We start from the raw sequence: 20,556 nt of genomic DNA on the forward strand, positions 1-20,556 counted from the left end.
GGGGTCACCACCGGTCACCGCGAGGTCTGTGCCTGGGCGAACGCGACGTTCTTCGCCGTGCCCTTCACGGTGATCGAGTCAGGCCCCACGGACACGCCGGTCGGCGTCACCGTGAACGGCAGGTCGCCTGTGTTGATGTCGGCCTCGAAGCTCGGCAGCAGCTGCTCCTGCACCGCCTGGGGAACGATCGTCGTCTCGCGGTCATTCCCGAACTGGAGGCGGTGCGGCGTGATCTGCACCGTCGACCCGTCCAGCCGGATCATCGCGAACGCGAAGATCTCCAGCTCCTCGCCCGCCACCTTGACCTTGCCGGAGAGCCGGATGCCGGCCGAACTGTCGTCGTCGTCCTCGCCTTCGGACTCCGCGTCCCCGCCGGTGTTGGCGGGGTCGTCGCCCTCGTCGGTGCCGTGGGACTGCGCGCTCGCGCCCTCGCCACCGCGCACGTAGGCCTCGCTCGAGGCGGCGATCCGCAGGTCGTCGATGTTGTCGAGCGGGCTGATCTGGTTGATGTCGCTGGCCTTGAGTGTCACCTCACCGTCGACCTCGCCGATCGTGACGTTGTCGACGTTGCCCTGGGCCAGATCCGAGAGCGGAGCGTCCACGTCCCGCAGCTCGGCCTTGACGTCCACGTCCCGCAGCACGTCCTGCACGGGCACCGACTTCGCCTCGACCGTGATGCGGCCGTACTCGCCCGCGACCGCCTGCGTGAGGAACGGGAATCCGTGAATGCCGACCTCGGGATCGTTCTCGACACCCAACTGGTCCTTCGCCTTCTGCGAGACGGTGTGCTCGGCGAAAGCCGCGGCGGCGAAATCGATGGCCACCAGCACGCCGATCACCACGATCAACACCGTGACGATCCTGCGCACGCGGCGTCCCGAACGCGGTCTCGACGGCTTGGGCTGCTGGGACACGGTGTCACTCACACTGGCTCTCAATCGGTTCTCGATCATTTGTTACGACCGGTTTGCGGCCGCGTTACGAACGCTCGTAACAAGCGACGCGGAGGATATTGTCGTTGACCGAATCGTGAACTCCCCATTGTGTGATGCCGGTTTCACGATCGCAGACGCCCTCGCCTCGCCCGGGTTATTGTCACTGACGACCTGCCCGAGGATTCCTCGAGGCGATCGAAAAACTGTGAGGCGGTGGCGATGAGCCTGGACTTGCTGGTACTCACTGCGGAATCCGACGCCACCTCGGTGCTGCCCGCCCTGGACCTGCTGCCGCACACCGTACGTGTGCGTGCTCCCGAGGTCACCGCGTTGCTGGACGCAGGCCACCGAGACGTGATCCTGCTCGACGCGCGCACCGACCTCGCGTCGGCCAAGAGCCTCAGCAGGCTCCTCAAGGGCGCGGGTGACGAGGAGTCGTCGACCCCGGTCATCGCCGTCGTCGGCGAGGGCGGACTCGTGGCGGTCAGCTCCGAGTGGCGCACCGACGACATCCTGCTGCCCACCGCAGGCCCCGCCGAGGTCGACGCCCGCCTGCGCCTGGCGACCACCCGCGACGGCAGCACCACCCAGGTCGACGCGGAACTGCGCGTCGGCGACCTGGTGATCGACGAGGCCACCTACACCGCCCGCCTGCGCAAGCGCACCCTCGAACTGACCTACAAGGAGTTCGAGCTGCTCAAGTACCTCGCCCAGCACGCGGGCCGCGTGTTCACCCGAGCCCAGCTGCTGCAGGAGGTGTGGGGCTACGACTTCTTCGGCGGCACCAGGACGGTCGACGTCCACGTGCGACGGCTGCGCGCCAAGCTCGGCCCCGAGCACGAGCAGATGATCGGCACCGTGCGCAACGTGGGCTACAAGTTCGAACGGCCCGCCAAGTCGTCCGGACCGATCAAAGGAGGCACCCCGGGAGGGCCCTCCGCGCCCGCCCCTTCCTTCGCCGAGTCCGACGACATCGGCGAGTACTCCGGACGCTGACCACTCGGCCCGCATTAGCCTGGCGGGCATGGAGCTTGAGTGGGCCGACGATCTCGACGACAGGCGCACCGCGGCGGTGCGCGCCCTGCTGACGAAGGCACGCGGCGTCGACGGCAAACCCGAGATCGAACCCGACGGCCCGCTGCCCGGTGAGTTCAGCGGCGGGCGCTACCTGCTGGCCACCGCAGGCGACACGCTCGTCGGCGTCGCGCATGTGGACGTGAGCGGCGACGCGTTCGGAAGGCGCGTCGCCGAGCTCGTCGTCGACCCCGACCACCGGCGCTCCGGACACGGCGGCGCGCTCGTGGAGGCGCTGCTGGCCGAGTACCCGGACAACCTGCGCGTGTGGGCGCACGGCGACCAGTCCGGTGCCGCCAGACTCGCCGAACGCTTCGGCCTCACCCGCGCGCGCGAACTGCTGATCATGCAGGTCGACGTCGACGACGCCGACTGGCCCGAACCGACCCCGCCCGACGGCGTCTCGCTGCGCACGTTCCGGCCGGGCACCGACGAGCAGGCCGTCATCGACGTCAACGCCCGCGCCTTCGACTGGCACCCCGAGCAGGGCGCACTCACCGTCGACGAGCTCACCGCCACCGAGTCCGAGCCGTGGTTCGACGCAGACGGGTTCTTCCTCGCCGAGAAGGCAGGGCGCGTGATCGGTTTCCACTGGACGAAGGTCCACCCGCCCAACCCGGCCAAGTTCGGCGGCGACGCGGTGGGCGAGGTGTACGTCGTCGGCGTCGATCCCGAAGCCCAGGGCGGCGGACTCGGCCGCGCACTCACCCTCGCCGGCCTGCGTCACCTGCGCGAACGTGGCCTTGGCCAGGTGATCCTCTACGTCGAGGGCGACAACGCCCCCGCCGTCGCCGTCTACCGCAGACTCGGCTTCACCCCCTACGAGATCGACGTCCAGTACGCGACCCCGGACACCCCCTGACCCGTGTTGCGCCCTCAGGCGCCGTGTTGCGCCCTCAGGAGCCCGTGTTGCGGACTTAGGGCGCCGTGTTGCGGCTTCGAGGGCCCGTGTTGCGGCTTCGAGGGCCCGTGTTGCGCCCTCCGAAGCCCGTGTTGCGCATTCGAGGACCCGTGTTGCGACCTGCGGAAGTCGTGTGTGCAAGGTCCGGGCAGCCCCGACGGTTGACGTGAATCTGCCCTCACAGCGCTCCTCCAGGGTGAGGGCAGATTCATCCCTGGCGGCAAGTTCCGCACCCCACGCGTCTCACCTGCGTCGAACCGTCGCGAGCCACCCTCCGCAAGCTCCAGGCAGCCCCCGACGGTTGACGTGAATCTGCCCTCACAGCGGTCTGGGCCATTCACCTGCCGGTGGTAGCGTCGCAACCGGCCAGTCGCACTCACGCGTGTCGTGAGTCAGGGAATCCGGTGTGAATCCGGAACTGACGCGCAGCGGTAAGGGTGACGGCCGGAACAGACGAGCCACTGGACGCCACACGCGGCGGCCGGGAAGGCGTTCCGGCCGGGGGATCCCGAGTCCGAAGACCTACTGGCCCCGGTTCCCCGCGAACCGGTACCCGGTCCGATTCGGGCTCCGCGCATGAGCCCTCGACACCAAGGAACGCCGTGCCGATCCGGTCACTCTCCCCACGTCACCCCGTCCGCGCCGTCACCGGTGCGCTGCTCGCCCTCTGCCTCGCCGCGCCGCTCGCGGCCTGCGGAGCCGGCCCCGCCGAGAACCGCGAAGCCGCCGCAGCCGGATACCCGCGGACGATCGACAACTGTGGACGCACCACCGAGGTGCACGAGCCGCCGCAACGCGTCGTCACGCTCAACCAGGCCAGCACCGAACTGTTGCTGTCGCTGGGGCTGGGCGACCGCATCGTCGGGACGTCGATGTGGACCGACCCGGTGTTGCCGCAGCTGAAGAAGGCCGCCGACGACCTGCCCAGGCTGGCCGAGAACATGCCGTCGTTCGAATCGGTGCTGAACACCGAACCGGACTTCGTCGCCGGTTCGTTCGCCTCCACGCTCGGCAAGGGTGGGGTCGCCACCCGGGAGCAGTTCGACGAGCTCGGCGTGCCCAACTACCTGTCGCCGACCGACTGCGGCACCAAGAACAACGAGTCAGGCGGGGACGGCAGCCGCACGGCACCGCTGACCATGGACGTGCTGTACCGGGAGATCCGCGACCTGGCGACGATCTTCGACGTCGAGGACCGCGGCGAGAAGCTGATCGCCGACCTCAAGGGCAGACTCGACGACATCGACGTCGAGGCCCGCGGAACGTCGGTGATGTACTGGTTCGCCAACTCCGAGTCGCCGTACCTGGCCGGTTGCTGCGGAGCGCCCGGCATCATGACGAAGGCCGTCGGCGCGGCGAACGCCTTCGACGACACCCACGCCGAATGGCCGCAGATCAACTGGGAGAACATCGCCGACCGCGACCCCGACGTCATCGCCCTCGGCGACCTCACCCGGCAGTCGCAGACCGCCGAGTCGGCCGAGGCGAAGATCCGCTTCCTCGAGTCGCACCCGGTGACCAAGGACATGACCGCGGTGCGCGAGAAGCGCTACGTGCGGATGTCCGGCCAGGCGATGAACCCGACGATCCGCACCGTCGACGGCGCGGAGGAACTGGCCGCCAAGCTGCGCGAGTTCGGGTTCGCCGGGTGATCACGGTGACGACGGGCACCGCGGCCGCCACGCGCGAGGCGAGGCAGGCGAGCCGGTCGCGTCTTCCCCTGCTGCTGCTCGGCGGTTGCGGCCTGCTGATCGTCTCGATCGCGGTCGCCGTGACGATCGGCCCGGCGGACATCGGCGTCGGCGACGTCGCCACGACCGTCCTCTCACGACTCGGTCTCGCCGACCCCACGCTGTCGGTGCTGCGCGACGGCATCGTGTGGGACCTGCGCATGCCCCGCACCCTGCTGGCGGCGGTGTGCGGTGCCGGGCTGGCGGTGTGCGGTGTGGTGATGCAGTCGCTGCTGCGTAATCCACTGGCCGACCCGTTCGTCCTCGGCGTGTCCTCGGGTGCTTCGACCGGTGCGGTGCTGGTGGTCGTGCTCGGTATCGGCGGCGGGGTGCTGTCGATGTCCGGCGGTGCGTTCCTCGGCGCCGTCGCGTCGTTCGCGCTGGTGCTGACCCTGAGCCACACGCTCGGCGGGACGACCGACCGCGTCGTGCTCTCCGGCGTGGCCGTGATGCAACTGCTGTCGGCGCTGACCTCGTTCATCGTGCTCACCTCCGCCGACGCCGAGACCACCCGCGGCGTGCTGTTCTGGCTGCTCGGCTCGCTGGCCAACGCAGGCTGGTCGGAGGTCGTCACCTGCGCGGTGGTGCTGGTGGGCACGCTGGCCGTGTGTGGCGGATACGCCCGCTCGCTCGACGCGTTCGCCTTCGGCGAGGACGCGGCCGCCACGCTGGGGGTGGCTGTCGGGCGGACGCGCGTGGTGCTCATGTCGGTGACGGCGCTGCTGACGGCGGTGCTGGTCAGTTCCGTCGGCGCGATCGGCTTCGTCGGCCTCGTGCTGCCCCACGCGGCGCGGCTGCTCACCGGGCCGGGACACGCGCGACTGCTTCCGGTGAGCGCACTCGCGGGTGCGGTGTTGCTCGTGTGGGTCGACACGGTCGCGCGCACGGTGCTCGAACCACAGGAGGTGCCCGTCGGCGTTGTCACGGCGCTCATCGGTGTGCCCGCGTTCGTGCTGATCCTCTACCGCTCGCGGGGTGTCCGATGAGCGGATCCGGACTGGCCGCCGACCGCGTGGCCCGGCGGCTGGGTGGCGAACTCGTGCTCGACGGCGTGAGCCTGACGCCCGCGGAAGGCTCGACCGTCGGCGTGCTCGGGCCCAACGGATCGGGCAAGTCGACGTTGCTGCGCGTGCTGGCGGGGGTGCTGGCGCCGTCGGCGGGGGTGGTCACCGTGGACGGGCGCGAGATCGGCGACGTCGGCAGACGCACGTTGGCGCGCAGGGTGGCCGTCGTCGAGCAGCATGCCGACACGCAGATCCCGTTGACGGTGCGGGACGTCGTCGGGCTCGGCCGCGTGCCGCACCGCAGGGCGTGGCTGGCCGCGTCGGCCGACGACGAGGCCGCGGTCGCCCAGGCGCTCGAACAGACCGGCATGACCGCCAAGGCAGGTCAACGGTGGCAGACGTTGTCCGGCGGAGAACGGCAACGGGTGCAGATCGCCCGCGCCCTCGCCCAGCGACCGCGCGAACTGCTCCTCGACGAGCCGACCAACCACCTCGACGTGCAGCACCAGTTCGAGCTTCTCGACCTGCTGACGTCCCTGCCCGTGACGTCGGTCGTCGCCCTCCACGACCTCAACCTGGCAGCGATGTACTGCGACGACATCGTCGTCCTCGACCGCGGGGTCGTGGTCGCCGCCGGCAGGCCAGCCGACGTCCTCACCGAGTCGTTGATCATGCAGGTCTACAACGTCAAGGCCGACGTCACCACCAGCCCCGAAGGCCACCCCCACGTCCGCTTCATCCGAAGCTGAGGTGCCCCCGTGTCGCGCCTTCGGGAGCGCGTGTTGTGGGTCGAGGAGCGCGTGTTGCGCGTTGGGGAAGCCGTGTTGCGCCCTCGGGAGCCCGTGTTGCGGCCTCGGGGGCGCGTGTTGCGCCTTCCGGGGCCCTTATCGCGGATTCCGGAGCTTGGTTGCGCCCCCGAGAGGCCGATCCCGTGCCTCAGCGAGCTCGCAGCGCCCTACCGGGAGCTGATGAATGCGCCCGTGCGTGAGGCGAAGCAGCGGCGACTGCGGAGTGCTCAGCAGGCGGGCCGGCTCGCCTGCGACACCACCCTCGGGCCTTCGCCCGACATAGCCGACCTGGGTCCACAACACGAGCTCCCAGAAGCGCAACACGCGATCCCCAAGGCGCAACACGAACCCCGAAATCCGCAACACGGCTCCCCGGAAGCGCAACACGGCTCCCCGGAAGCGCAACACGCGCCCCGGAGGCCACAACACGCGACCCCCAAGGCGCAACACGGGCTGTCAGCCGAAGCGGCCCGAGATGTAGTCCTCCGTCGCCTTCTTCGCCGGGGTCGAGAAGATCTTCGTGGTCTCGTCGATCTCGACGAGCTCGCCCGGCTTGCCCACACCCTGCAGGTTGAAGAACCCGGTGGTGTCGCTGACGCGCGCCGCCTGCTGCATGTTGTGGGTGACGATGACGATCGTGTAGTTCGACTTCAGCTCCAGCATCAGGTCCTCGATGGCCTGGGTGGAGATCGGGTCGAGGGCCGAGCAGGGCTCGTCCATCAGCAGCACGTCCGGCTGCACCGCGACGGCACGCGCGATGCACAGCCGCTGCTGCTGACCGCCGGAGAGCCCCGAACCCGGCTTCTGCAGGCGGTCCTTGACCTCTTCCCACAGGTTGGCCGACTTCAGCGAACGCTCGACGACGTCGTCCATTTCGGACCGCTTGAGCCGCTTGTTGTTGAGCTTGAGCCCGGCGGCCACGTTGTCGTAGATGGACATCGTGGGGAACGGGTTGGGGCGCTGGAAGACCATGCCGATCTGCCTGCGCACGTTCACCGGGTCGACACCGGGCCCGTAGAGGTCGTCGTCGTCCATGACGACCGAACCCTCGACGCGAGCGTTGGGAACGAGCTCGTGCATGCGGTTGAGGGTGCGCAGGAACGTCGACTTGCCGCAGCCCGACGGCCCGATCAGCGCCGTGACCGACCGCGGCTGGATGGTCATCGACACGCCCTGCACCGCGAGGAACTTGTCGTAGTAGATGTCGAGATCCTTGACCTCGATGCGCTTAGCCACAGTTACTTCCTACTCTTTCCGGGCGCTTCCGGACCGTCAACGGGTCTTCGGGGCGAACAGCTTGGAGATGAGGCGGGCCACGAGGTTCAGCAGCATCACGATGATGATGAGGACCAGCGCGGCACCCCAGGCACGGTCGAACGCGGCCTCCGCGAACAGGCCAGGGCTCTGGTACTCGTAGTACGAGAACACCGACAGGGTTGTCATACGCCCGTCGAACGGGTTCATGTTCATGGCGTCGGCGAGACCCGCTGTCACGAGCAACGGTGCCGTTTCACCGATGACGCGGGCGATCGCCAGGGTCACACCCGTGGCGATACCGGCCAGCGCGGTCGGCAGCACCACCTTCGAGATCGTCCGCCACTTCGGGACGGCCAGCGCGTACGAGGCCTCCCGCAGTTCGTTCGGTACGAGCTTGAGCATCTCCTCGGTGGAGCGGACCACCGTCGGGATCATCAGCACGCTCAACGCGACGGCACCGGCGAATCCCATGCGGACACCGGGACCGAAGATCACCACGAAGAGCGCGTAGGCGAACAGACCGGCGACGATCGAGGGGATACCGGTCATCACGTCGACGAAGAACGTGATGGCCTTGGCGAGTTTGCCCCTGCCGTACTCGACGAGGTAGATCGCCGTGAACATGCCGATCGGCACCGAGATCAACGTGGCGAGGCCGGTGATGATCAGCGTGCCCATGATGGCGTGGTAGATACCGCCGCCCTCACCCTCGACTCCGCTCATCGAGTAGGTGAAGAACTCGGCGTCGAAACGGGCGAGGCCGTTCGTCACCACGGTGACGATCACCGAGATCAGCGGAAGGAGCGCCAACAGGAACGCACCCGTCACGACCGCCGTGACGAACCGGTCGGTCGCCTTACGAGGCCCCTCGACGGTGCGCGACCACGCGTAGATGATCACCGTGTAGGCGATGGCCCCGAGCACGGCCACGGCGGCGATGTTCCAGCCGGCGATCAGCCACAGCAGTACGCCGGCCACCGCGACGGCCGCGAGTGTGCCGGGCGCGGCACCGCGCGGGAGCTGCCCCGCGGTCAGCGGCACACCACCGAGCGGCCGGTCGAGGTCCGGATCCTGGTTCTGAGTCGTCGTCGGTGTTGACATCAATTGGCTCCGGAGAATTCTTTGCGCCGGTTGATCACCGCGCGGGCGGCCATGTTCACGATCAGGGTGATGGCGAACAGCACGAGGCCCGATGCGATGAGGGTGTTCAGTGCGATACCGGTCGACTCGGGGAACTGCAGCGCGATGTTCGCCGCGATCGTGGGCGGGTTCTCACTGCTGATCAGGTTGAACGAGACGCCGCCCGAGACCGACAGGATCATCGCGACGGCCATCGTCTCACCGAGTGCGCGACCGAGGCCGAGCATGGAGGCGCCGACGATGCTGGAGCGGCCGAACGGCAGGGCGGCCATCCGGATCATCTCCCAGCGCGTGGAGCCGAGCGCGAGTGCCGCCTCCTCGTGCAGGGACGGTGTCTGCACGAACGCCTCGCGCACGACCGCGGTGATGATCGGCAGCACCATGACGGCCAGCACGATGATCACGACGAACATGGTGCGGCCGGTGGACGAGGCCGGCCCCGCGAAGAACGGGATGAAGCCCAGGTTCTCCGACAGCCACGACGCCGGATCGACCGTCAACGGTGCGAGCACATTCATGCCCCACAGGCCGAAGATGATGCTGGGCACCGCGGCGAGCAGGTCGATGATGTAGCCGAGGACCTTGGCAAGGCTGCGCGGCGCGTAGTAGGTGATGAACAGCGCGATCGCCACCGCAAGCGGAACGGCGATGAGGAGCGCCAGGACCGCCGAGATCAGCGTGCCGAACAGCAGCGGCCAGATGTAGACCGCGAGCCCCTGGCCACCGGGGATCGACGATGCCGGAGCGTAGAGCGCCGGCCATGCCTCGGTGATGAGGAAGACCGCCACGCCGGCGAGCACCACCAGGATCAGTGCACCCGATCCGGTCGAGATGCCGGAGAAGATGCGGTCACCGGGCCGCTGCGGCACCTTGTGTTGCTTCCGGGGCGGGGCCTCGGTAGTGGAAGCCACGTTCTATCCCTTCAATCCTCGTGTTCGGCCGCCGCTGTGCCTCACGAAAAGTCTCCTTGACATGCGTGTGTCCGGGTGGCTGTCTCTGCGTCGAAACAGCCACCCGGACTCCGGGGCGCATGGAATGGTCGCAGCCTCGATAGTGACAGCTACGAACCGATCAGCCTTCGTTGCCGCCGTTGCCGCCACCGATGGAGTCGATCGCGGGCTGGATCTCCGAGCGGAGCTTGTCCGAGATCGGCGCCGAACCGGCCTGGTCCTGCGCGGCCTTCTGACCCTCGGCGCTGATCGTGTAGTTGAGGAAGTCCTTGACCATGGTCGCCTTGTCGGCGTTGTCGTAGTTCGCGCAGGCCAGCACGTACGACACCAGGACGATCGGGTAGGTGCCCTCCTCCTTGGTGTCGCGCGCGAGGTCGTAGGCGAAGCTGTGCTCACCGCGGCCCTGCACCCGCTCCGACACGTCGACCACGGCGGCCGCGGCCTCGGGGGAGTACTCGACGAAGTCGTCGCCGACACCGACCTTGACGGTCGTCAGGCCGTTGGCCTGGCTCGCGTCGGCGTAGCCGATGGTGCCGTTGCCGTTCTTGACGGCCTGGACGACACCCGAGGTGCCCTGCGCGGCCTCGCCGCCCTTGACCGGCCACTCGTCGCTGACCTCGTGCGGCCAGTCGTTCGGAGCCGCAGCCTTGAGGTACTCGACGAAGTTCTCCGTGGTGCCGGAGCCGTCCGAACGGTTCACGGGCGTGATGGCCGTGTCCGGAAGGTTGGCGTTCGGGTTGTCCGCCTTGATCTCCGGGTCGTTCCACTTGGTGATCTTCTGGTTGAAGATCTTGGCGATCGTGGCCGGCTTGAGGTTGAGCTCGTCGACGCCCTCGATGTTGGTGATCAGGGCGACCGGCGACACGTAGGCCGGCACCTCGACGAAGCCACCCTCACCGCAACGCTCCTGCGCGGCCTTCACCTCGTCCTCGTCGAGGTACGCGTCCGAACCCGCGAAGTCCACACCCCCGCTGGTGAACTGCTCGCGGCCACCGCTCGACCCGACGGGGTCGTAGTTGATGGTGCCCTCGTGGTTCTTGAGGAAGCCGGTCCGCCATGCGGTCTGAGCGGCCTCCTGCGAGCTGGCGCCCGCGCCGTTGATCGTGGGGCCGCTCGAGGCGCCCTCCTCGTTCGCGGCGCCGCAGGCGACGAGACCGAAGGCGAGGGCGGCCGTCGTCGGCAGAACGAGGGCGCGGCCCAGGGTGGAACGCTTCACAGTTGACCTCTTCCGGGGTTCTGGTGCGGCAGAAGGCCTGCCGCCGCTCGGGGTTGCTGCCGTGACGAACGGTATGGGCGGGAGTTGACGCCCCTCCCCGCATCACGTGAACGGCGGGTGAACCCGGCGTTTCCCCGCGGCGACGTCACGACGACATCACCGCGAGGTGACCGCCGCCTGTCCGCAAACAATCCCCAGCTCATACGGCACGTAGCCATCGCGTAGCCCGAGTGGATGAAGCCTTGTTGATCAGACGTCGCTGCCACTGTGATTTGGCATACGCCCCGTGACCACGAACAGCATCCGCCGGGCCACCGAGACCGCGTGGTCGGCGTAGCGCTCGTAGAACCGGCTCAGCAGCGTGAGGTCGACTGCCGGGGAGACACCGTGCTCCCAGCTGCGGTCCATGATCACGCCGAACAGGTTCCGGTGAATCTCGTCCACCTCGTCGTCGTCGCTTTCGAGGCTCTTCGCGGCATCGGCGTCGTCACTGCGCACGACGGCCTCCAGCTGACGGGCCAGGCGCACGTCCACCTGCCCGAGCCGCTCGAACGCGGGCCGCACCTCCGGCGGCAGCACCGGGTTCGGGTGCCTGCGCCGAGCGGCCTTCGCGACGTGCAGTGCCAGGTCACCCATGCGCTCGATGCTCTCCGCCGCGTGCAGCGACGCGACGACGATGCGCAGGTCGGTCGCCACCGGCGCCTGGAGCGCGAGCAGGCCGTAGGCCTTCTCCTCGGCGGCCGAACGTGCGTCGTCGACCTTCACGTCGTCGGAGATGACCTGTTCGGCAAGGGCGAGGTCCTGCTGGAGGAGTGACTTCGTGGCGCGCTCCATCGCGTCGGCGACGAGCTGAACCATGTCGCCCAACTGGCCACGCAGATTGTCGAGTTCGAGGTTGTAGGCATCCCGCATACGGCTGACTCTACGGGCCGCGATGGCCTAACGCCGAATGCCGATGTGAACCATCCATGAACCCGGCCTGACGACTTCGTGAGGACTTACCTGCCAGCGGATGCCGGGTGTCCCCCGGAAGAACCACACGCGACGCGATCAGGACACGGCTGTGTCGGCCGGCTGGTCGACCGCGCGCTGTTCGCCGGGCTCGCCCTGCTCGTCCTGGCCGCTGCCGTTTCCCTCACCGTTGCCGTTGCCGTCGGCACCTTCCTCGCCGGGAAGCGGGGTGTTGTCGATGATCGCGTCGAACAGGGCGCGCGAGTCCTGTTCGAGCAACACCTCGTTGCCGCGTTCGTTCGACTCGCCCACGGTCGGGATCGTCAGGAACTCGACGGCACCCGCGTCGAAGCCGCGCATCGACTGCGCGAGGGTCAACATCTGGTCGACGCCGATGTTCTCGCCGAACGTGGCCTTGGCGAACGCGTCGACGAAGCCGGTGAGCTTGTCGGTGTCGAACAGCACCTCGCTCGAGAGCGTCTTCGTCAGCAGCGCGGACAGAAACTTCTGCTGCCGCTCCATGCGGCCGTAGTCGGAGAAGGTCGGATCGCTGTAGACCTTCCGCGCCCGCACGTAGCTCAACGCCTGGTCACCACGCAGTTCGACGAGTCCGGTCTCGGTGACGACGTCGCCGAGCGTCTCGTCGACGACGGGCTCGTCGATCTGCACCGGTACGCCGTCCACCGCGTCCACCATGTCCTTGAAGCCGTGGAAGTCGACGCCGACGAAGTGGTTGATCTTCATCCCGGTGATGTCCTGGACGACCTTCGTCACGCACTTCGGCCCGCCCACGGCGTACGCAGTGTTGATCTTGGTGGCTTCCTGGGCGGGGACGACGTCGCCGTACTCTCCGGTCTCCGGGTCCCAGCTCTCGCATTCGGGCCGGGTGATCTCCAGGTCGCGCGGGAACGAGACGACGACGGCGCGAGCCCTGTCCTCCGGAATGTGCGCGACCATCAGCGTGTCCGACCGCGCCCCACCGACCGCGTCGGCGTCGCCGACGTTCTCCTCGGTATCGGCACCCTCCCGCGTGTCCGAGCCGAGGATGATGAAGTTCTCGTCGCCGATCTGACCGGGCAGGATGTCGGACGACCCCTCGTCGAGCGCGGCGATCTGGTTGAACTTCGACTCGAACCAGGTCTTCGCGCCCCACGCGATGCCGGTGGCCAGGAAGACCAGCGCCGCCAAAGCCACGGCCGCGATCCTCGTCGCCAACCGGGCACGGTCGTTCTTGCGCTGCTTCTTCTCCTGCAGGCGGGTGCGCTCGGACGTCTTGCCGGACTCGCCCGCGTCGTCCGCTCCGGCTTCCGCGTGCGCGGCGACGTCGTCGCCGGCGTCGTGTGCGTCGGGGTCCTCGTTGTCGTTGGTGTTGCTGTTGGTGTTGCTGTTGCCGACGGCCGAGCCGCGGCCACCGATGGTCGAGGTGACGACGGCCTGGAGCTTCGTCCGCGTCTGGTCCAGCCGCGCGGCGAGCTTGGCCTTCCGCGCGCGGCGTTCCTCCTCCTCGGCCTCCAGCTCGTCGTGGGCGGCCGAGAAGCGGGCGAGCGTGTTGTCGATCTTGCGCTTGTACTGCGTCTGCTCGTCGACCGGCTCCATCTGGTCGGTCATGGTCAGCCGGTCCTCGTCGGTGCGCGGACGAGGACTCAACGGGCGACGCGGTCGGGGCGGCACCGGAGCCGGCTCGGCCTCCTCGGCCGGTTCGGGGGCAGCGGGCTCCGGTCCCGGTTCTCGTTCCGGGGCAGGCTCGCGTTCCGGCTGCGGGTCCGACTCCGACTGCGGTGCCGACTGTGGCCCCGGCGGGGGTGCCGGCTGGTCAGGGCCGCCGCTCGATGCCGCGCTCCCGCCCAGCACCGCCGAGACGGCGCCGAGCACGGTCGGCTCGTCGGGATCGGACTCCCGCGAATGAGGGCGGGGCCGCCGGACGGGCTCGTGCGGTTCGACTCCGTGCGACGCGGCCGGGCGCGGAGCGGCGTCGGCCGGCGCGGAGTGCGCGCGGGGGCGGCCGGGCGGTGGTTGCCGGCGGCCGTTCGTGCCCTGCGGACGACGCCCCGGCGCGGGCGGCTGCACCCCTGGGGGCTCGGCCCCTGGCGGCACCGCGGGCGGTCCGGGGACCGGCCGCGGGTTCGGTCCGGAGTTCTGCGGTTTCCGCTGTCCCGGCGGCGCAGGCGGCGCTTCCGGTGGCCGGGGACCGGGGGCCGGGGGCATCGCACCCTGGCCGGGGCGACGGGGCGGCCCCGGTTCGGGACTGCCGGCCGGCGGCTCCCACGCCTCGGGTTCCGGCCGCGGACGACGCCCGGGACGGTTCGGGGCCGCGGGCGGATTCGGGGGCGCGGGCGGCGCCCCCGGGGCGGGCGGAGGAACCGCACGGGACCGGGGCAACGCTCCCGGTTCGGGGGCCGCACCGGGTTGGGGTGCTGCGCCGGATCGGGGCGCTCCACCGGATTGGGGTGCTGCGTCGGCGCGCGGACGCGGCGGGGCGTCCGCGGCTCGACGCGGGGCGCGGGGCTGCGGGTCGGGGCTCGCCTCCGGTGCCGCGCCGGGGGCGGGAGGCACGGAACGGTTCGACCGGGGATCGGGCGCGGGCGGACGCGGCGGTTCCTGCGCCCGACTCGGCGGGGCGATCGGGTTCTCCGCAGGCGGACGCGAATCCGACATCCGCGTCGGCGCGTCGACGTCGGCGGGATCGATACGGGCCGCGCGCGCCGCCGTGCGGTCGATCCGGCTGGCCGCCGCGTACGCCTCGTCCCGGCTGAAGCCGCCACGTCCACCGCTGTCCGCACTGCCGTTCGGGGGCTGGTCGCCGCGGGCCTCGGAGTAGCTGCTCGGGTGTCCGTTGGCATGGCCGTTGCTATGGCCGTTGCTCGGACGCCCGCTGCCTGGGTGGCCGTTACTCGGGTGGCCGTTGCTGGCGTAGCCGCTGGGATGGCCGTGGCCAGGGCCCCCGCCACTCGGCGCGCCGTTGCGTTCGCCGTGCTCGAAGAATCCGGAACCGTTCCGGTCGAAGCCGTCGCGACCCGTTCCGTTGTGGGCGGTTCCGTTGTGGGCGGGGCCGCCGCCGACCGAGCCGTGACCGTTGGGCGCTCCGTGACCGTTGGATGCGCCGTGACGTCCGCCCTGTCCGGCACCCTCCTCGCCAGGCCCGACACCACGCCGCGCGAGCCCGCCGTATCCCGGGTCGTCGTATCCCGAGCCGTCGTACCCGGAGCCGTCGTATCCGGTGTCTCCGCTGCCGTGACGGCCGGGTCTGCCGTTCTCTTCGTGCCAGCTCACACGACTCGACGGGGCGGGCGGGGCAGGCGGGACGGCACCGTCGGCACCGGAGCCGTTGGCGCCCGCACCAGCGCGTCCGGAACCACGCGTGAGGCGGCCTGCCTGCGGGCTGTAGCCGGTCTTGGCGAGCAGTTCGGAAACGCTCGTGCCGCCGTCGGATTCGAGGGATCTGCGTCGCTTACGTTCGGAGTCGGCGCGGTTGCGCTCGGCGCGGGCACGCCACTCCGCGATCTGATCGGCGGCCACCTGGGCATGCCGCGAGGAGGGCGTGCTGTGGTCGTCCGACACGCACACTCCTTCCCCATGAGCCTGGTCAGCGCGCTGGCGCGGCGCCAACACAGCTGGTGGCTAGATCGTCTCGTCGGCAGTGAGCGTTATCGTACGGACGTCCCCCTTTCGTGACGACACCAAGCCGTGACTTTTTTACGCAGAGTCGCGACGGTTGGTGCTAATGGTCACACGCCGGGGACGTGGGTGATGCCGTCCTCACGAATGCGGCGCAGTGCGATGTCCACTCAGAGTGTGCAGAATCCGGACATCGCCGGCGGAGTGGAACGCCACCGAGTTGCGGCCTCCGCGTTTCGCCTGGTAGAGGATCTGGTCCGCCAGCCGCAGGCGCGTGTGCGGATCTCCGTCGGCCGCCGCGACCCCTGCACTGACGGTCACGGCCAACCCTGGCCGCACGCGCGACCACGGGAACGCCTCCACGCGAGCCCCCGCGCGGTGCACGACGCGCACGGCCTCCGCACCCGACCTCGCGGGCACAGCCAGCACGAACTCCTCGCCGCCGTACCTGGCACAGAACGCACCGGTGGGCAACGCCTGACGGAGGATCCGGGCGACGTGCCGCAGTACCCGGTCACCGACGTCGTGGCCGAAGCGATCGTTGACGTCCTTGAAGTGGTCCAGGTCGACCATCGCCAACGCCGCGGATCCCAGCCCTGGAAGCACGCGGTCGAGATAGCGGCGATTGTGACTGCCGGTGAGCGGGTCGGTCAGACTCTCGTGTCGCAGCCGCTCGACCTCGTGCCGATGTTGCTCGGGCACCCCGGCGACGGTGGGCAGGTCGCGGGCGTGGTGCAACGCCGAACGCAGGTGTTCGTAGGCGCTGCGCCAGTCGCCCTGCTCGGCGAACGCGCTCGCCAACGACTCGTAGGCCGCCGTCAACGCCGACGGGTCGGAGTCCGGAACGTCCCGGACGTGCGCAGCCTGCGTACGGTTCCGTGTCACCCCACGTCACCTCCGTCAGGTCAGACCCCCATGCACTCGATGTCGACAACGGAGAGGGCGCGCTTGAGCGTCCGACACCCGTGGAACGCGAGAATCGCTCGGGAGGACGAGTCAGATCCGGAACAACCGGGTGAAGGCGGCGAGCAGTTCCTTCGGACCGGTGATCGCGACGAGACCGTCGTCGAGAGCCGCCTCCGGGGAGATCTCGCCCGCCAACAGGGCGCGTACGGCGGGGCCGCTCTCGATGACCAGGTCGGGCGCGGGTGATTCGCCGACCGCGGCCGTGACCGCACCCGAGGCGACGTCGGCGTGCACCACCACGTCGCCGAGACGCAGCTCAAACCGGACGTCCGGATGCTCGCGCGCGGCCTCGGGCCGGAACGTGGAGCGCAGCGCCATCACCATCGAGTCCGGGGTGAGGATCTCGTCCGGGCCGGGTTCGCCGAGCGAACGCGCACCCCAGCGCCCGAACGCCAGCACGACGTCCTCAAGGTCGGCGCCGTACTCGGTGAGTTCGTAGACCACGGATCCGTCCGGCCGCGGCAGCACGCGCCGCTGCACGATCCCCGCGGCCTCGAGCTCCTTCAGCCGCGTCGACAGGACGTTCGTGGGAATGCGCGGGAGGCCGCGCTTCAGGTCGGTGTAGCGCTTGGGGGAGACGAGTAGATCGCGCACGATGAGCAACGCCCACCGTTCGCCGACCAGCTCGACGGCGCGAACGAGCCCGCAGAACTGGCCGTACTGACGCCTACCCATCCTGCGAATTCTACCGCCTCGTGCAGCACCCGAACCGAACTTGCAATTCCGCAGCGACGACGTGCATGTGCCGGGTCCGTGGCCGTCGTGTGCGCGTGCGGACGCCGCTGGTCAGCCGCCCGAGTGCATCATGTCGGCACCCTCGGGCACGCACGGGTCGTCCGGGTCGTCGAGCCAGCCGTGCGGGAGCGTCACCTTGCCCGGTGAGCCCTGCCTGCCACGCGGGCCGGTGGCGGCGTCGACGGGGAACGGCACGTCGTGGTCGAGCTTGCCGATGAGGTCGTCAAGCTCGGCGAGCGTCGACACCGTCGCGAACGCCCTCCGCAGCTCCGAGCCGACCGGGAAGCCCATGAAGTACCAGGCCATGTGCTTGCGGATGTCGCGCATCGCCTTGTCGTGGCCGTCGTGCTCGATGAGCAGCTCGGTGTGCCTGCGCAGCACGCGCGCCACCTCGCCGAGGTTCGGCGGCTCCGGCGCGGGACGTCCCTGGAACGCGGCCTCGAGCTCGCCGAACAACCACGGCCTGCCGAGGCACCCCCGTCCGACGACGACCCCGTCGCAGCCGGTCTCCCGCACCATGCGGACGGCGTCGTCGGCGGTGAAGATGTCGCCGTTGCCGAGCACCGGAATGCCCGTGACGACCTCCTTCAGGCGCGCGATGTGCGACCAGTCGGCCTGGCCGGAGTAGCGCTGGGCGGCAGTGCGCGCGTGCAGCGCGACGGACTTGGCGCCCTCGGCCTCCGCGATGCGACCGGCGTCGAGGTAGGTGTGGTGCTCGTCGTCGATGCCGACGCGGAACTTCACCGTCACCGGCACGCCCGCCGGCTCGGCCGCCTCGACGGACGCACGGACGATGTTGCCGAACAGCGTGCGCTTGTACGGCAGCGCCGACCCGCCACCCTTACGTGTCACCTTCGCGACCGGACAGCCGAAGTTCATGTCGACGTGGTCGGCGAGACCCTCGCCCACGATGATCTTCACGGCCTCGCGCATCGTGGCCGGGTCGACGCCGTAGAGCTGCATCGACCGCGGGTACTCGCCTTCGGCGAAGGTCATCATGTGCATCGTGCCCGGGTGCCGCTCGACCACGGCGCGGGCGGTGATCATCTCGCACACGTACAGCCCGGCGCCGTACTCCTGGCACAGCTGGCGGAACGCGACGTTCGTGATGCCCGCCATCGGAGCGAGCACGACGGGAGGATCGACCCGATACGGGCCGACCTGCAGCGCAGGCGTCGTCAGGGTGGCGGTCATACCCCCAGGTTAATGGCCCCGGCCCCCGACCAACCCCGGGGAGCGCGTGTTGCACCCCCAGGAGCCCGTGTTGCGCCTCCGGGGGCGCGTGTTGCGGATTCAGGGGCGGGTGTTGCGGACTCAGGCGACCGTGGCGCAGCCCCGAGACCCCGCCCGGTCGCCGCGCGAGCGGTTCGACACCGGCGTGCGCATCCGACCGTGACGCCGCAACGGAGATCCACCGAAAGACCTGCCGCCAAGGCCGCGACCACAACCCAGCGCGAGCGTTCACAATTCGTTGTCCACCGATTATCCGAAACGCAAATCTTCGTTCCGGCGAACTTCGCCAATTAATCCGCACGGATGCCCATGAATTCGTTCAGTAATACCAGCAATCACCGATCGGAGCTATCCCCCACAGAATCACGGTCACTATCTTCCACCGTATGGGTCCGCACTGTGCGTACCCGTACGGTGATCGGGGACGAGGATGGAGCGCCACAGTGAATTCTTCTCGGACTTCTTCCCGGAGTCCGAGCATCACGGGCCACTGACTGGTCGAGAAGACGTCGATATCCCCATGATTCCACGCCAGGCCGACCGCGAAGCATGGGATTACCACACCGAGCGCAAGTACGCCGAGGCCGCGGCGATGACCGACGCCGTCGCCGAGCGCGTGCGCGCACTCGACGGACTTCTCGTGGACGCGCTCGGACACGCTCCATTCGATTTCTCCCGCCTCCGCCGATCCTTCGAACCCCGGGAGTTCACCCCGGCCCCCGAACTCATGCTGCACACGGCGTTGCCGAAATGGGCCGACTACCGCCCACCTGCGTCTACTGTGGACCGTCTTTTCCCCGACGGCCGTCGCAGGGCTCTGCGGAAAGCCCGTGCACGGTTCGAGGCGGATCTGGCCGAGCGGCAGGCAGAACAGGGCCTTCGCAGGCGCAGACTCCGGGCCGCGCGGGCGGAACACGATGCCGCCGAGCACGCCAGGGCCGAGGAGGTGGCACGGCACAACATCGAGGTCGACGAGCTCGAACAGCGCGTGCGGGGACTCGATCCCGACGCCGTGTCGGAATACTTCACGCGGGTGGTGGCGGCACAACCAGTTCCCGCGCATGTCGCAGGAACGGCCGATGTTTCGTACGAACGACAGGGCCGCACACTCTTCATCGCCCGCATGCTGCCGGACGTGGACGTGATTCCGGACGTCGAGGAATACCGTTACGTTTCCGCGCGAGACGAGATCGTGGCCGAGAAAAGGGCGCCGGAGGAGATCCGGTCCCGCTACGCCGCGCTGGTCGCCAGGCTGGTGCTGCGGACGATGCGGGACGTGTTCGAGGCGCATCCACGAACCGTCGTGGACGAGGTGGTCGCGAGTGGACACGCCCGAACGCGCGACAAGGCGACCGGTCGACCAGCCGCCCCGTGCCTGGTGAGCGTCTCGGCAAGCCGTGCGCAGTTCTCCGACCTGGTACTCGACAGGCTGGACCCGACGGAATGTCTTCGTCACCTGCACGCCAGGGTGTCACCGCACCCGTGGGACCTCGAAGCCGTCCGGCCGATCTTCGATCCGGACCTGTCCGAGTACCGCGTCACGTCGGCGCGCGACGCGACCGCCGGACTCGACGGAAGGCCCGTGCTCGCCGAGTTGTCACCCACCGATTTCGAACACCTCGTACGGCGGCTCTTCGAGGCGATGGGAATGCGCGCGTGGACCACGCAGGCCTCGCACGACGGCGGGATCGACGCCGTCGCGGTCAACGAGGACCCCATCGTCGGCGGGCTCTGCGTGGTCCAGGCGAAGCGATACCGGGCGGCCGTCCCCGCCGAGGCCGTGCGGTCGCTGGCCGGCGTGATCGAGGACCGGCGCGCGAACCGGGGAGTGCTCGTCACGACGTCGTGGTTCGGGCCGTCCGCACACGAGTTCGCCCGGCGGAACGGGCGCATCCAGCTCGTCGAGGGCGGCGAACTGAAACACCTGCTCGCCGAACACCTGTCCCTGGACGCGATCGTCGGCATCTCGGACACCGGCGGACACAACACGACGACGTGAACCCGCAACACGGACCCCTGAATCCGCAACACGCGACCACGAAACCGCAACACGGGCTCCCG

16 protein-coding genes and 1 riboswitch are annotated in these 20,556 nt (G+C 69.3%); of the genes, 6 read left to right on the forward strand and 10 right to left on the reverse strand.

From position 1 onward, the window contains the following. Positions 1-14: 14 nt before the first annotated feature. The gene (locus IF64_RS0120270) at positions 15-869 is read right to left on the reverse strand and encodes an LmeA family phospholipid-binding protein (RefSeq protein WP_030533734.1); all 855 of its coding nucleotides are present in this window, start codon (positions 867-869) and stop codon (positions 15-17) included. 285 nt (positions 870-1,154) lie between these two features. Between IF64_RS0120270 and IF64_RS0120275 the strand changes: the two genes are divergently transcribed. The 5 genes from IF64_RS0120275 (at position 1,155) to IF64_RS0120295 (ending at position 6,393) form a co-directional block, all read left to right on the forward strand. Beyond that, positions 1,155-1,931, forward strand: a complete 777-nt coding sequence (locus tag IF64_RS0120275) for a response regulator transcription factor (protein WP_036877326.1) — start codon at positions 1,155-1,157, stop codon at positions 1,929-1,931. 28 nt (positions 1,932-1,959) lie between these two features. After that, complete coding sequence (gene mshD, locus IF64_RS0120280; RefSeq protein ID WP_030533736.1) at positions 1,960-2,871, forward strand: mycothiol synthase; 912 nt, start codon at positions 1,960-1,962, stop codon at positions 2,869-2,871. A 391-nt stretch (positions 2,872-3,262) separates the two neighbouring features. Continuing rightward, positions 3,263-3,454: riboswitch (cobalamin riboswitch) on the forward strand. A gap of 58 nt (positions 3,455-3,512) precedes the next feature. Continuing rightward, positions 3,513-4,562 (forward strand): ABC transporter substrate-binding protein, encoded by a 1,050-nt coding sequence (locus tag IF64_RS27735; protein ID WP_030533737.1) that lies wholly within the window; start codon positions 3,513-3,515, stop codon positions 4,560-4,562. A gap of 5 nt (positions 4,563-4,567) precedes the next feature. Continuing rightward, positions 4,568-5,626: a FecCD family ABC transporter permease gene (locus IF64_RS0120290; protein WP_211252616.1), complete on the forward strand. Its 1,059-nt coding sequence runs from the start codon at positions 4,568-4,570 to the stop codon at positions 5,624-5,626. Further along, positions 5,623-6,393 carry an ABC transporter ATP-binding protein gene (locus IF64_RS0120295; protein ID WP_030533739.1) on the forward strand — a complete coding sequence of 257 codons (771 nt, stop codon included), beginning with the start codon at positions 5,623-5,625 and terminating at the stop codon, positions 6,391-6,393. The genes IF64_RS0120290 and IF64_RS0120295 overlap by 4 nt, the downstream gene beginning before the upstream one ends. A gap of 495 nt (positions 6,394-6,888) precedes the next feature. On the opposite strand, the gene pstB is transcribed toward IF64_RS0120295, so the two are convergent. The 9 genes from pstB to dusB form a co-directional block, all read right to left on the reverse strand. Then, on the reverse strand, positions 6,889-7,668 hold the full coding sequence (gene pstB / locus IF64_RS0120300; RefSeq protein ID WP_030533740.1) for a phosphate ABC transporter ATP-binding protein PstB: 780 nt from the start codon (positions 7,666-7,668) through the stop codon (positions 6,889-6,891). 36 nt (positions 7,669-7,704) lie between these two features. Continuing rightward, entirely contained in the window at positions 7,705-8,790 is a 1,086-nt protein-coding gene (pstA, locus tag IF64_RS0120305) for a phosphate ABC transporter permease PstA (protein ID WP_030533741.1), read from the reverse strand. Continuing rightward, positions 8,790-9,740, reverse strand: coding sequence for a phosphate ABC transporter permease subunit PstC (gene pstC / locus IF64_RS0120310; protein ID WP_030533742.1), 951 nt, complete (start codon positions 9,738-9,740; stop codon positions 8,790-8,792). The genes pstA and pstC overlap by 1 nt, the downstream gene beginning before the upstream one ends. A 160-nt stretch (positions 9,741-9,900) precedes the next feature. Beyond that, positions 9,901-10,995, reverse strand: a complete 1,095-nt coding sequence (pstS, locus tag IF64_RS0120315; protein ID WP_030533743.1) for a phosphate ABC transporter substrate-binding protein PstS — start codon at positions 10,993-10,995, stop codon at positions 9,901-9,903. Between the two features lie 249 nt (positions 10,996-11,244). Further along, the gene (gene phoU / locus IF64_RS0120320) at positions 11,245-11,907 is read right to left on the reverse strand and encodes a phosphate signaling complex protein PhoU (RefSeq protein ID WP_030533744.1); all 663 of its coding nucleotides are present in this window, start codon (positions 11,905-11,907) and stop codon (positions 11,245-11,247) included. 138 nt (positions 11,908-12,045) lie between these two features. Further along, entirely contained in the window at positions 12,046-15,504 is a 3,459-nt protein-coding gene (locus IF64_RS27960) for an LCP family glycopolymer transferase (RefSeq protein ID WP_246134800.1), read from the reverse strand. A gap of 198 nt (positions 15,505-15,702) precedes the next feature. Further along, complete coding sequence (locus tag IF64_RS0120330) at positions 15,703-16,446, reverse strand: GGDEF domain-containing protein (protein WP_051758027.1); 744 nt, start codon at positions 16,444-16,446, stop codon at positions 15,703-15,705. A gap of 111 nt (positions 16,447-16,557) precedes the next feature. Further along, complete coding sequence (locus IF64_RS0120335) at positions 16,558-17,202, reverse strand: winged helix-turn-helix transcriptional regulator (protein WP_030533746.1); 645 nt, start codon at positions 17,200-17,202, stop codon at positions 16,558-16,560. A gap of 111 nt (positions 17,203-17,313) precedes the next feature. After that, positions 17,314-18,456, reverse strand: coding sequence for a tRNA dihydrouridine synthase DusB (dusB, locus tag IF64_RS0120340; protein WP_030533747.1), 1,143 nt, complete (start codon positions 18,454-18,456; stop codon positions 17,314-17,316). Positions 18,457-19,015: 559 nt separating this feature from the next. Here dusB and IF64_RS25610 point away from each other — a divergent pair. After that, a complete protein-coding gene (locus tag IF64_RS25610; protein ID WP_246134801.1) occupies positions 19,016-20,494 on the forward strand; it encodes a restriction endonuclease in 1,479 nt (492 codons plus the stop codon). The last annotated feature ends 62 nt before the right edge of the window (positions 20,495-20,556 follow it).

This window comes from Prauserella rugosa (genome assembly GCF_000719975.1).
In the GTDB taxonomy this organism is placed as follows: Bacteria; Actinomycetota; Actinomycetes; order Mycobacteriales; family Pseudonocardiaceae; genus Prauserella; species Prauserella rugosa.